Raw genomic sequence first — 12,268 nt, 5'->3', positions numbered from 1 at the left:
GGTCAGCGCCGCGCCAGCTCCGAGCGCCGGTAGGAGTACGCGAAGTAGATCACGAGCCCGATCGCGAACCAGACGGCGAACCGCGCCCACGTCTGCCACTGGAGGAAGGTGATCAGCCAGATCGAGAAGACGATGCCCAGCGCCGGCACGACCGGCATCCACGGCGTACGGAACGTGCGCGGCAGGTCCGGCTGCCGGTAGCGCAGCACGATCACCGCCGCGCACACCACCACGAACGCCAGCAGGATGCCGATGTTGGTCAGCTCGGCCGCCTCGCCGATCGGCAGGAACCCGGCGATGGCGGCCGACGCGACCCCCACGATCCAGGTGACACGGGTGGGCACGTGCCGCGTCGGGTGCGTCTTCGCGAACCACTTGGGCAGCAGCCCGTCCCGGGACATCGAGAACCACACCCGGGTCACGCCCAGCATGAACGTGAACATCACCGTGAGGATGCCGATGATCGCGCCCACCGCGATGACGTCCGCCAGCCCGCTCAGCCCCACCGACTTGAACGCCGTCGAGAAGCCGCTCTCCTTGTCGATGTCCTTGTAGTCCTGCATGCCCGTCAGCACCAGGCAGGCCGCCACGTACAGGACCATCGAGATGACGAGCGAGTAGACGATCGCCTTCGGCATGTGCCGCTGCGCGTCCTTGGACTCCTCGGCCGCCGTCGACATGGCGTCGTAGCCGAAGACCGCGAAGAACACCGTCGCCGCGCCCGTGAACGCCCCGCCCAACCCGTACGGGAAGAACGGGTTGTAGTACGCCGTGTCGATGTGGAACACGCCGACCCCGATCACCAGCAGCACGACCAGGACCTTCAGCACCACCACGACCGTCTCGAACCGGGCCGCGTTCTTGATGCCGAGGGTCAGCAGGTAGGCGATGAGCAGGCACAGCAGCGCCGCGAACAGGTCGACCCTGTGCCCGTCGCCGGTGCCGGGCGCGCCCAGCATCCAGTTCGGCAGGTCGGCGCCCATCTCGCCGACCAGGAAGCTGAAGTAGCCCGAGATGCCGATCGCGACCACCGCCACGATCGCCGTGTACTCCAGCAGGAGGTCCCAGCCGATGAACCAGCCCGCGAGCTCGCCGAGCACCGCGTAGCCGTAGGTGTAGGCGGAACCGGCCTTCGGGATGAGCCCGGCGAACTCGGCGTAGGACAGGGCGGCCGCGGCACTCGCGACGCCCGCGATGAGGAAGGAGACGAGCACGGCCGGACCCGCCGTGCCGTTGGCCACGGTTCCCGCGAGCGTGAAGATGCACGCGCCGATGATGCCGCCGACCCCGATGGCGGTCAGCTGCCACAGCCCCAGGGACCGTTCCAGCTGGGTGCCCTCGCCGACTTCCGTCTCCTCGATCTGCTCGATGGGTTTGCGACGGAGAATCCCTTGTCCCATCCGGAGCCCGGCCATGCGCCTCACCTCTTCGCGATCGGCAAACGGCTGATGGCGGATCATGATGGCCCAGGTGCCCCCGCGACGGAAGACACCGTGCAAGCTCCCCGCCGCCTCACGAGGCCACGGCGCGGCTCAGGTCGTGTGCGACGAGGGACAAGGGCTCCAGCCGCAGCCAGCGCGTAGGAGGACCTGACCCGGTCACGGCTGCCCGTGACCGCTTCGACGCGGCCACCCGGCTCACCGCATGGGCGCTTCCCTACGCCGGGCTCGGCCACGACCTCGCCGCGGCGCTGCACATACGTCGCCCTGAAGGGCGGGCTGCCCCGCACAAGCCACCGGGGAGGCCTGTGCCTGCGCTGCCGTCATGGCTGACCGAACCGCTACGACCAGAAGTCGTCGTGCGCCGCCGGGTCGGTCGTCACCACCCAGCCCTCGGTGATCCGGCTGTCGTCGATGTGGAGGACGAGGGCGTAGTCCATGTCGAGTCTCTTCGCCCCGCGTGATGCCGTGACGTGGAGCAGGGCGACCGTGTGGTCGTCGTTGGCGAGGAGGTCGTGGAGCTCCGGGCGGTAGGTGCCATCCGTAAGCTCGAACTCGCGCGCGAACCGGGCGAACGTCTCCTCGCGTCCTCGGTACTCGCCCGCCAGGGGGTTCCTGCCCCCCACGTGCCACACCACATCGGGATGGAACATCTCGGCCAATGCGCCCATGTCGCCTGCCGAGAATGCGGTCATGACACGGTGGAACACGGCGATGTTCGGGTGATCGGTCATCAGTACCTCCCTCGGCCCCCTACGAACGTAAGTCGGGCGACGGACCGAGACTCGCCGACGTTACGCCGTCCGGTACCGGACCCGCGATCAAGGCCTACGGCACCACCGTCACCGGCCACCGCCCGGCCTTCACCAGGCGCACCGCCACCGATCCGACGATCCGGTGGCCCGCCTGCTCGGACGCGCCCACGACCACCGCGTCCGCCTTGAGGTCGTCCGCCGCCTTCACCAGGCCGCCGTACGGGTCGCCGCGGAACGTGTGGAACTCCCAGCGGACCTCGAATATCCCCTTGAGCCGCTCGGCCGCGTCCCGGATGTACGCCACCAGGTCCTCGGCGATCTCGTCGGTCGTCTCGGCCACCGGCGCCCCGAGCGCCGCGCCCGCCGCCAGCACCGGCTGCACGTACACCACGGCGAGCAGCGCGTGCTGGCGGCGGGCCAGGCCGGCGGCGTAGGCCGCGGCCCGCAGGGACGAGTCGGAGCCGTCCACCCCGACCACGATCACCTTCGGCCCGTCCGTGCCCCGTTCGAACTGATGGGAGTGCTGTTCCGTCACGCCGCGAGGCTATCGGAGGCCACCGCTCCGGCTCTGCGGCGGGAGCTGTTCGAGGGGCGGGAAGACGCGGGTGTTCCTATCGTCGAAACATGAGTGCCAGCGCGGACACCGGGACGGCCGGGACGGACACCACGGGCCCGATACGGCCGCCCCGCGGCCGGGCCCACGGCTTCCCCGGCCGGGTACCCGAGGGCTTCGCGGTCCTCTTCGGCGCCCTGGGCCTGCTCTGCGCCCTGCTGGCGGTCATCCCGCCGCTGCGCACCGCGCTGCGCCCCCTCGTCCGCTTCCTCGACCTGCTGCTCGTCCCCGTCAGCGCCAACCTCGCCTACGCGGTCTTCCTGTTCCTGCTCGCCGCCGCGACCGGCGCCCGCAAGAAGATCGCCTGGTGGCTGGTCGTCGTCTACCTGGGCCTGCTGGTCCTGACCGACATCCTCGGCATGGCCGTCGGCGAGTTCGCCGAGTCCGTGCCGTCCTTCGTGGTCTGCGGCCTCGCCCTGATCCTGCTGATCGCCGCCCGCGGCGAGTTCTACGCCGCCTCCCGCCGGGCCGCCGTACGCCGGGCGCTCGCCGTCCTCGTGGCCGGGCTGGTCGGGGCGATCCTGGTCGGCTGGGCACTCGTCGAGGCGTTCCCGGGCACACTGCCCCGCAGCGAGCGCCTCGCCTGGGCCGCCAACCGGGTGCTGGGCGGCCTGGTGCCCGCGGGCAGCTTCGACGGCCGTCCGCCGCACGCCCTGTTCTTCCTGCTCGGCCTGTTCGGCGCGCTCGCCCTGCTGAACGCCGTCGCCACCCTCTTCCGCTCGCAGCGCCTGGAAGCCGCCCTGCACGACGACGAGGAGGCCCGTATCCGCGCCCTCCTCGCCCGCTACGGCGACCAGGACTCCCTCGGCTACTTCGCCACCCGCCGCGACAAGGCCGTCGTCTTCTCGCCCAGCGGCAAGGCCGCCGTCACCTACCGCGTCGAGGCCGGCGTGTGCCTGGCCGGCGGCGACCCGGTGGGCGACCGGGAGGCCTGGCCGCACGCGATCGCCGCCTGGCAGGAGATGGCCCGCCGGTACGCCTGGGTACCCGCCGTGATGGGCGCCTCCGAGGAGGGCGCACGGGCCTTCGTCCGCGCCGGGCTCGGCGCGCTCCAGCTCGGCGACGAGGCGATCCTGCACGTCCTCGACTTCGACCTCGACGGCCGCGACATGCGCGTCACCCGCCAGGCCGTCAACCGCGTCCGCCGCACCGGCGCCACCTGCCGCGTCCGCCGCCACTCCACCCTCAGCGAGGAAGAGATGCGGCAGATCGTCGAACGGGCCGACGCCTGGCGCGACACGGAGACCGAGCGCGGCTTCTCCATGGCCCTGGACCGGCTCGGCGACCCGGCCGACGGCGACTGCCTCCTCGTCGAGGCCCACGACGAGGACGGCCGCCTCCTCGCCCTCCAGTCCTTCGTGCCCTGGGGCAGGGACGGCGTCTCCCTGGACCTGATGCGCCGTGACCGTACCGCCCCCAACGGCGTCATGGAGTTCATGGTCGCCGAACTGTGCCACGCCGCACCGAAACTGGGCGTGCGCAGGATCTCGCTGAACTTCGCCGTCTTCCGCTCCGTGTTCGAGGAGGGCGCCCGCATCGGCGCCGGACCGGTGCTCCGCCTCTGGCGCCGCCTGCTGCTGTTCTTCTCCAAGTGGTGGCAACTGGAGGCCCTGTACCGGTCCAACGCCAAGTACCGCCCCGAGTGGTACCCGCGCTTCCTCTGCTACGCGGACGCCGCCTCGCTCGCCCGGGTGGGACTCGCCTCCGGCATCGCCGAGGGCTTCGTCTCCGTACCGTCGATGCGTACGTTGTGGGGCAGGGGAAGAGGGCACCCGAAGGGCGGACAGCGGCCCGCCACCACTCAGGGGCTGCCGTCACTGGCGGCGCTCGGCCTCGCCGGAGGGGACGGGACCGAGCCCGCCGACCCTCTCGCCGGCCTGTCCGACCAGGTCCGCGTCCGGCACGGCAAACTCGACCGGCTGCGCGCCGCGGGCACCGACCCCTACCCGGTGGGCATCCCGGCCCGCACGCACACCCTCGCCGGCATCGAGCAGGGCGACGACGTCACCGTCGCCGGCCGGATCATGCTGGTCCGCGACTTCGGCGGCATCGTCTTCGTCGTGCTGCGCGACTGGTCCGGCGACCACCAGCTCGCCCTCACCCGTGACCGCTCCGGCCCCGCCCTGGACCGCTTCACCGCCGACACCGACATCGGCGACCACATCACCGCCACCGGCCGCGCCGGTGTCAGCGACCAGGGCGAGCCGACCGTCTTCGTCACCTCCTGGCAACTCACCGGCAAGTGCCTGCGCCCCCTGCCCGACAAGCGCCGGGGCCTCGCCGACCCGGAGGCCAAGGTCCGCCGCCGCTACCTCGACCTGGTCGCGAGCCCCGACGCCCGCGAGGTGATCCGAGCCCGCTCCACCGCCGTCCAGGCGCTGCGCCAGGGCCTGCTGGAACGCGGCTACCTCGAGGTCGAGACACCGATGCTCCAGCAGATCCACGGCGGCGCCAACGCCCGGCCCTTCACCACCCACATCAACGCCTACGACCTCGACCTCTACCTGCGGATCGCCCCCGAGCTGTACCTGAAGCGGCTGTGCGTCGGCGGCCTGGAGAAGGTCTTCGAGCTGGGCCGCACCTTCCGCAACGAGGGCGTCTCCTACAAGCACAACCCCGAGTTCACGATGCTGGAGGCCTACCAGGCCTTCGCCGACTACGACGTGATGCTCGACCTCGTCCGCGAACTCGTCCAGGGCGCCGCGACCGCCGCCTTCGGCACGCCCGTGGCCCACAAGGACGGCAAGGAGTACGACATCTCCGGCCCGTGGCCGGTCAAGACCGTCCACGGCGCCATCAGCGAGGCCCTCGGCGAGGAGATCCACCCGGGCACCGGCACCGAGACCCTCAAGCGGCTGTGCGACGGCGCCGGGGTGCCGTACACCGCCGACGACGGGCACGGCGACATCGTCCTGGAGATGTACGAGCGGCTGGTGGAGGAGCGGACCGGGCTGCCCACCTTCTACAAGGACTTCCCGACCGACGTCTCCCCGCTCACCCGGCAGCACCGCACCGACCCGCGCCTGGCAGAACGCTGGGACCTCGTCGCCTTCGGCACCGAACTGGGCACCGCCTACTCGGAGCTGACCGACCCCGTCGAGCAGCGCCGCCGCCTCACCGCACAGTCCCTGCTCGCCGCCGGGGGAGACCCCGAGGCGATGGAACTCGACGAGGACTTCCTCGACGCCCTCGAGTACGCCATGCCGCCCACCGGCGGCCTCGGCATCGGCGTCGACCGGCTGGTCATGTTCCTCACCGGACTGACGATCCGGGAGACGCTGCCGTTCCCCCTGGTGCGCCGCCGTTGACCCTTCCGCGTGGGCCGTCCGGGTGAAAACGTGCCGCCGCGCCGGTGTTGCTCAGGTGCGTCGACCTTCAGCCGGGCGACTGATGAGTCATGAAGAGGGATCAGTTGCTCACCCGCCGCCGGTTGTTGATCGCGGGCACCGGCGCCGTGGGGGTGGCCGCCACGGCCGGTGTGCTCACGGCGGTCACCGGGGACGGCCCCGCCGGGTCCGTCCCGTCCGCGGGGCCGCAGGCCCGCCGCCCGCCCGACTCCTCCGCGTACCGTCTCCAGCCCGTGACCGGATACGGGCCGCCGCAGGCCGCGCCCCGCCGGACCCTGGTACGCCGCAAACCGCTGCTGCGCTTCTCCGGCCGCGGCCGCGCCATGGTCCTGACCTTCGACGACGGCCCCGATCCCCGCTACACCCCGGCCATCCTCGACACCCTGGCCGAGTACGACGTGCGCGCCATGTTCTTCGTGTGCGGGGAGATGGCCGCCGACAACAAGGTGTTGCTGGCCCGGATGGCCGACGAGGGCCATGTCGTCGGGAACCACACCTGGTCCCACCCGCTGCTCACCCGTCTCACCCGCCGGCAGATCCGCTCCCAGATGGAACGCACCTGCGACGTCATCGAGGAGGCCTGCGGCGAGCGCCCCGAGTGGTTCCGCGCCCCCTACGGCGCCTGGAACCGCGCTGCCTTCCAACTGGGCGCCGAACTCGGCATGGAACCCCTCGCCTGGACGCTCGACACCCTCGACTGGACCACCCCCGGCACCCGGTCCATCGTCGACCGGGTCGAGAACGGCGCCGCCCCCGGCGTCGTGGTGCTCTCACACGACGCCGGGGGCGACCGCTCGCAGAGCGTGCGGGCCCTGCGGCGCTACCTGCCCGAACTGCTGGACTCCGGCTACCACGTCACCGTGCCCCGGCGGCACTACGCCTGAGACATGCCGCCGGGCCCTCGCCCGCCCGGCCGGGGAACGCTCAGCGCACCTCGACCAGGCGGGCGAAGGTGACGACGTTGCCCTCGTAGCCGTTCTGCTGGGAGAAGCCGCCGCCGCAGGTGATGACCCGCAGTTCCGCCGCGCCCTTGGAGGCGTAGACACGGTCGCCGGGGAAGTTGTCCTTCTCGAACACCTCGATGCCGTAGATCTCGAACACGGCGGTCTTCCCGTCCTGCCGGGCGATCTCGACGCGGTTTCCCTTCTTCAGGGCCCCGAGTGCGTAGAACACGGCGGGGCCCTGCTGGTTGTCGACATGGCCGACGACGACCGCGGTGCCCTTCTCGCCGGGTGCGACGGCACCGGTGAACCAGCCGGCCAGGTTCGGGTCCTCGGGGGGCGGCGCGCCGACCCAGCCGTCCGCGTCCAGGCCCACGGGAATCATCGGCGCGTCGACCTGGATCGCCGGGATCCGGACCCGGTCCGGGAGGGAGTAGGGGAGGGGCTTGACGGCCCCGGCGAAGGTGGCCCCGGGCACGCGGCTGTCCGCCGCGGCCGCGGTCGCCGGCTGCGGCGGGCCCTCGTCGAATTCCCCCGAACCATTCCGGATGAGCGCGAGGCCGGTCAGCAGAACCAGCGCGATCACGCCCCACGGGGCGCGCTTCTTGTGCCGCGCCTCCTCTTCCGCCTCGGCCAGCTCGGACGCAGACATGGGCCATCCCCTCTCGACGCGGCCGTCGCCGTGTCGTTCGCGCATATCAGAACGCTAAGTGCCGGGCGCGAAACCGGCGACGGGGCAGGGGCGAACGGGTGGCGCAGGGCTGTCCGGGGTGGTCACGGACCGTCCGGGGTGACCCGCGGCCGTGAGGTGCGCCATCCGAGTTGCCGCCGCGAGGAAATTTCTGACGGTCCGTGACCTGCGGCGATATCCGATTGCGCGGTTGTCCCGCGGTGCCTTCTCTCACCAGGACGGACCATTCCCGAAATGCGGGTCCGGGCAAGGCAACTGACTGTCTTTCTGGGAGGCGCTTTCTCGCCGATCGACCGGGGACGGGTCCCGGGGCGTCTTCCGCGGAGGTTCACATGCGTAACACTCGTGCCCTGGCGGTCGCCGGCGCCGCGGTAGCGGCCCTCGGCCTCTCCGCGCCCGCGGCCGTCGCGTGGGACACACCCAGGAACATCGTCGCCCTGCCCAGCGTGATCGCCCGCGGCGGCCAGCTGACCATCACGGTCGACGGATGCCGCCACGGTGGCACGGCCACCTCCAACGCGTTCACGATGCCGGCGAAACTCTCGCCCATCCCCGGCGCCAGGGAGACGGCGAGGGGCACCGCCACCATCAGGAACAACGCCCGCCCGGGGCCGTACGACATCACGGTCACGTGCGACGGCAAGAGTCTGACCAAGCCCCACGCGTTCACCGTCATCGGCGGTGTCCGCGGCGGCATCGGCGGCAGCAGCACCACCGGTGCGACCCCGACCGACATCGCCATCGGCGGTGGGCTCGTGACCGCCGCGGTCGTCGGCGGCGGGGTGTTCTGGATGCGCCGTCGCGCCGAGCGCCGCGTCTGACGCCTCGCTGCACGCTCCTTTGGACCCCTTCGATACGAGCCGCCTCGCACGTGAACGGTCTTCGCCCCGGATCCCTCGACGGATCCGGGGCGAAGACCTGCGCGGTGCGTGGGGCCGGTCAGCCGGCGTCCTCCTCGGTGCGGCGGCGGGCGAAGTGGTACGCCGTGCCCAGCGCGCCGGTGATCAGCGCGGCGCCGACGCCGATCTCCTTGAGGTCGAAACCGCCGAGGGTGCCGCCCTCTCCGGCGTGCACGCCCTTCCACGGGTGGCGGTGGTGGTGCGCCGGGTGATGTGCCGGGTGATGCGTCGGGTGATGCGCCGGATCGCCGCCGGCGATGGTCAGGTGCGCGGTGCCGCTCGACCCGTCACAGAAGAACTCCACGTCGTACACGGCGCCGGGCCTGGCCTTGCTGTCGACCCTGGCCGTCGCCGACGACTTCTTCGGCGGGATGGCGACGACGTCGAAGACCGGTGAGGAGACCGCCGCCTCCCCCTCGCACGCTTGGTTGCGCTCCACCACCAGCGTGACCTGGCCGTCCGCCGCGATGGTCGAGGGCTGGACGTCGAAGGCGAAATCGGTCCGGGTGGCCGCGTCGGCGGCCGGCACACAGGAGGTGAGGGCGCCGGCGCCCAGCAGTACGGCCGAGGCCGAGGCGACGCGTATCGCGCGCATGGTGAAACCTCCGGGTCCCCGAGGAGCAGCCGCGGACCTGTTCCGCTCACGCCGGAAATGCACCTCGATGCCCGAAACGCTAAGAACGTGTGCACGGCGGCGCGATCGCAGTAGCGCGAATGGGTCACAGGTGTGGGCCGCCAGGGGGAACCCCGTTGACGCGACCGGGGGCGGCGACGGTGTGTCGCTCGCCCCCCGGCCTGGTTCCGTGGTGCGGGTGCCGTCAGTCCCCGGCCCCCGGGAAGAGGTTCAGGAACGGGTCCGCCGACGCGGTCACGCCCCTGCTGTAGGGCGAGTCGAAGTCCCAGATCAGGAACAGCAGGAAAGCGATCAAGGCCGAGAACAGCCCGGCGAGGACCAGTTCCCGCGTCGTTCTGCGGATCTGCAGGGCGAAGATCATCCCGATGGTGACGACGGCTCCGGCGATCAGGCCGAACCACACCACGCCCGGCATGGTCTCCCCGGTCGACTCGGCCCGGGCGATCCGGGCCTCGCTTGCCGCGGTCACCTGGTCGAGGAGCGGCTGGTAGGCCTGGGCCTCGAAGTCCGACTCCGGCCGGTAGTCGGTGACGTCCTGGCGGACGCGCTCGAAGAGCTCACCGCCGCGCTCGGTGACCTGGCCCCGGTCGGCCATGGTGTCCCACTCGGTGGTGACGACATGGCTCACATACGTACGGATGTCGTCCCGGATGCGGTCGCGCACGTCGTCCGGGTAGACCCGGACCCGCTCCGAGATCTCGTACAGCGCGGTGGCCTCCGCCTGGACGTGGTCCTGGGCGGCACTGCGCCCCTCCCACACACCGGCGATCGCCAGGCCCAGGACGATGGCGTACACCACGCCGATCCACATCGTCATGTACTCGATGACGTCCGGGGTCTCGCTGGGATCCTCGTCGTCGGACGCCGTGCGGTGGCGTACGACGGTGATGACGACCACCACGACACAGGCGGCCAGCATCGCGAGGGTGAGAACAAGCCATTCCGGCAAGAGATGCCTCCAGAGCTTCAGGGATCAGCGCGCGCGCAGCGCGGCGACGGCGACCACCGCGGGCACCGTGACGAGCAGGACGAAGGTGAGCGGCGACATGGAGTGGCTCGCCGGCCGGGGCCGCGGCGCGGCGCGGTACCGCGGGTAGCGCACGGGCGTCGCGGACGGACGCGGGGTGGGCTTCGCCGACGGCTTCGGGGCCGGGGCGGGGGCGGGGGAGGTACCGGTCTGGGGGCCGGCCGGGGCGGTGGCGCCGGGCGGGGCGGGGGCGGCGGAGACGGGGGCGGCGGCTCCGGTCTCGCCGTGGGGGTCGGTTTCGGGGGCGGCGGTGAGGGTGGCGGTGGTGTCGGGTCCGGCGGCTTCGGAGTGGGCTCGGGCGGCGGCGGCTTCGGAGTCGGCTTCGGCGGCGGGGGCGTCGGGGTCGGCGTGGGCGTGGGCGTGGGCGTGGGGGGCGGTGTGGGTGGCCGGCACGGCGGCTTCGTCGGCCAGGTCCTGCTTCCGGCGACCGCCACCGCCTCCGTGCCGTCCGGCCCCGTCGAGGCGTACGCGCAGGCGTCGGCCACCGCCACTCCGGACGGTGCACCGACGAGCGCCCACGTCAGCGCCGCCACCGCCAAGGCCTTTGCGGCGAGGGCGGATTGGGTCGATAGGGGTCCATGCACGACGAAGATCATGAGCCTTCTGCCGCCGGGACGTGCCGGAGTGCAAGGGGATTGCCCCGAAAGAGGGATTTACGGGTGCCGTCGGTTTGATGGGCGGTCGCCCGTGAAGCTTTCGACCCCGTACCCGTGTTGCGGTGGCGGGCGGCGCCGTCACAGGTTCCGGAAAGAAATTTGGCCGGTGGTTGAACACAATCACGCCCGCCGTGCGTACTCATGACCGTGCGGCGGCGCAGCAGGGCGCTGCAACACCCTTGCGATTATGGGGAGTTGACGATGAAGACCTCCTGGCGGAGCGCCTCACTCGTGGCGAGCGCCGCGGCGGTCCTGGCGCTGACGACGGCGTGTGGTCAGGACAGCCCTCCGGCGGCCAGCCAGAACGTGGGTGCCTCGGCAGCGCCCGGGGACTACGGAAGCATCGGCACCGGGAACGGAGTGGGCGGCACCGCGGGCGGCCAGCAGGCCACGCCGAGCCCTTCCAGCCCGTCAAACCCCGCGGGCAAGCTGTCCGTCGCCACCGCCGAGGAGGTCGGCAAGGTGGTGACCGACAGTCTGGGCCTCACTCTGTACCGGTTCGACCAGGACACCGAGCAGCCGCCCAAGTCGAACTGCGACGGCGACTGCGCCAAGACCTGGCCGCCGGTGCCCGCGGACGACGCCGAGGCCGGCGAGGGCATCGACAAGGCGCTGCTCGGCTCGGTCACCCGGGCCGACGGCACCAAGCAGCTGACCGTCGGCGGCTGGCCGGCCTATCGCTACGCCAAGGACGTCAACGCCGGTGACGTCAAGGGCCAGGGCGTGGGCGGCAAGTGGTACGCACTGGCCCCCGACGGCAAGAAGGCGCAGGGCGGCGGCGAAGCCGCCGGTGGCGGCGAGGAGGCCGGGGCGCAGCCCGGGCTGTCCACCCGCAACGACCCCAAACTCGGCGAGATCGTCGTCGACAAGAACGGCATGACCGTCTACCGGTTCAAGAAGGACGAGGCCTGGCCCAAGCCCGTCTCCAACTGCACCGGCGAGTGCCTGGAGAAGTGGCCGCTCGTGGAGCCCGTCGACTACGCCGACACCAAGGGCATCCAGGAGAAGGGGTACATGGTCTTCGACCGGACCGACGGCAAGGGCAAGCAGCAGACGATCAACTGCTCGCCGATCTACACCTTCGCCGGTGACAAGGCTCCCGGCGACACCAACGGCCAGGGCGTCGGCGGCACCTGGTACGCGGTGCGGCCCGACGGAAAGCTGGTCGGCGCCTCGGAGAAGTAGAGAAACCTCCCCAGGGTTGATCATCTCGTCCACCCGACGGAGCCGACCCGGTCCGCCCCTCCGTACTCCACGGAGGGGCGG

General features: G+C 71.6%; 11 protein-coding genes. 4 read left to right on the top strand and 7 right to left on the bottom strand.

The window, feature by feature from the left end:
• Positions 1-2 precede the first annotated feature (2 nt).
• The 3 genes from MQE23_RS06070 to MQE23_RS06060 all read right to left on the bottom strand — a co-directional run bounded on the left by MQE23_RS06070 (position 3) and on the right by MQE23_RS06060 (position 2,729).
• A complete protein-coding gene (locus MQE23_RS06070; RefSeq protein WP_243378472.1) occupies positions 3-1,415 on the bottom strand; it encodes an amino acid permease in 1,413 nt (470 codons plus the stop codon).
• 365 nt (positions 1,416-1,780) lie between these two features.
• Positions 1,781-2,173, bottom strand: coding sequence for a nuclear transport factor 2 family protein (locus tag MQE23_RS06065; protein ID WP_243378471.1), 393 nt, complete (start codon positions 2,171-2,173; stop codon positions 1,781-1,783).
• Between the two features lie 94 nt (positions 2,174-2,267).
• Positions 2,268-2,729: a universal stress protein gene (locus MQE23_RS06060; protein WP_020275833.1), complete on the bottom strand. Its 462-nt coding sequence runs from the start codon at positions 2,727-2,729 to the stop codon at positions 2,268-2,270.
• A gap of 89 nt (positions 2,730-2,818) precedes the next feature.
• Here MQE23_RS06060 and lysX point away from each other — a divergent pair, with 89 nt between their 5' ends.
• Together lysX and MQE23_RS06050 are read left to right on the top strand one after the other, a co-directional pair.
• Positions 2,819-6,115, top strand: a complete 3,297-nt coding sequence (lysX, locus tag MQE23_RS06055) for a bifunctional lysylphosphatidylglycerol synthetase/lysine--tRNA ligase LysX (protein WP_020275834.1) — start codon at positions 2,819-2,821, stop codon at positions 6,113-6,115.
• An 89-nt stretch (positions 6,116-6,204) separates the two neighbouring features.
• Positions 6,205-7,038 (top strand): polysaccharide deacetylase family protein, encoded by an 834-nt coding sequence (locus MQE23_RS06050; RefSeq protein WP_020275835.1) that lies wholly within the window; start codon positions 6,205-6,207, stop codon positions 7,036-7,038.
• Positions 7,039-7,078: 40 nt separating this feature from the next.
• Here the strand turns inward: MQE23_RS06050 and MQE23_RS06045 are convergent, their stop codons facing one another.
• Positions 7,079-7,747, bottom strand: coding sequence for a class F sortase (locus MQE23_RS06045; RefSeq protein ID WP_037669048.1), 669 nt, complete (start codon positions 7,745-7,747; stop codon positions 7,079-7,081).
• A 371-nt stretch (positions 7,748-8,118) separates the two neighbouring features.
• Here MQE23_RS06045 and MQE23_RS06040 point away from each other — a divergent pair, with 371 nt between their 5' ends.
• Positions 8,119-8,607: a hypothetical protein gene (locus MQE23_RS06040; RefSeq protein WP_020272509.1), complete on the top strand. Its 489-nt coding sequence runs from the start codon at positions 8,119-8,121 to the stop codon at positions 8,605-8,607.
• Positions 8,608-8,725: 118 nt separating this feature from the next.
• On the opposite strand, the gene MQE23_RS06035 is transcribed toward MQE23_RS06040, so the two are convergent.
• From MQE23_RS06035 to MQE23_RS06025, 3 genes are all read right to left on the bottom strand, one after another.
• The gene (locus MQE23_RS06035) at positions 8,726-9,280 is read right to left on the bottom strand and encodes a hypothetical protein (RefSeq protein WP_020272508.1); all 555 of its coding nucleotides are present in this window, start codon (positions 9,278-9,280) and stop codon (positions 8,726-8,728) included.
• A gap of 223 nt (positions 9,281-9,503) precedes the next feature.
• Positions 9,504-10,268, bottom strand: coding sequence for a DUF4239 domain-containing protein (locus MQE23_RS06030; RefSeq protein ID WP_128092547.1), 765 nt, complete (start codon positions 10,266-10,268; stop codon positions 9,504-9,506).
• Between the two features lie 24 nt (positions 10,269-10,292).
• The gene (locus tag MQE23_RS06025; protein WP_243378470.1) at positions 10,293-10,865 is read right to left on the bottom strand and encodes a hypothetical protein; all 573 of its coding nucleotides are present in this window, start codon (positions 10,863-10,865) and stop codon (positions 10,293-10,295) included.
• A 338-nt stretch (positions 10,866-11,203) separates the two neighbouring features.
• Between MQE23_RS06025 and MQE23_RS06020 the strand changes: the two genes are divergently transcribed.
• Positions 11,204-12,187: an SCO0930 family lipoprotein gene (locus tag MQE23_RS06020; protein ID WP_020272504.1), complete on the top strand. Its 984-nt coding sequence runs from the start codon at positions 11,204-11,206 to the stop codon at positions 12,185-12,187.
• The last annotated feature ends 81 nt before the right edge of the window (positions 12,188-12,268 follow it).

Source organism: Streptomyces sp. HP-A2021, from assembly GCF_022807935.1.
Taxonomy (GTDB): Bacteria; Actinomycetota; Actinomycetes; order Streptomycetales; family Streptomycetaceae; genus Streptomyces; species Streptomyces afghaniensis.
The sequence above is the reverse complement of the archived record's forward strand: the minus strand, read 5'-3'. Positions and strand labels throughout refer to the sequence as shown.

Excerpts from the sequence above, each read along its gene's own strand:
- MQE23_RS06070 (WP_243378472.1), bottom strand. The coding sequence starts at position 1,415 with ATGGCCGGGCTCCGGATGGGACAAGGGATTCTCCGTCGCAAACCCATC.
- MQE23_RS06065 (WP_243378471.1), bottom strand. The coding sequence starts at position 2,173 with ATGACCGATCACCCGAACATCGCCGTGTTCCACCGTGTCATGACCGCA.
- lysX (WP_020275834.1), top strand. The coding sequence starts at position 2,819 with ATGAGTGCCAGCGCGGACACCGGGACGGCCGGGACGGACACCACGGGC.
- MQE23_RS06050 (WP_020275835.1), top strand. The coding sequence starts at position 6,205 with ATGAAGAGGGATCAGTTGCTCACCCGCCGCCGGTTGTTGATCGCGGGC.
- MQE23_RS06045 (WP_037669048.1), bottom strand. The coding sequence starts at position 7,747 with ATGTCTGCGTCCGAGCTGGCCGAGGCGGAAGAGGAGGCGCGGCACAAG.
- MQE23_RS06040 (WP_020272509.1), top strand. The coding sequence starts at position 8,119 with ATGCGTAACACTCGTGCCCTGGCGGTCGCCGGCGCCGCGGTAGCGGCC.
- MQE23_RS06035 (WP_020272508.1), bottom strand. The coding sequence starts at position 9,280 with ATGCGCGCGATACGCGTCGCCTCGGCCTCGGCCGTACTGCTGGGCGCC.
- MQE23_RS06020 (WP_020272504.1), top strand. The coding sequence starts at position 11,204 with ATGAAGACCTCCTGGCGGAGCGCCTCACTCGTGGCGAGCGCCGCGGCG.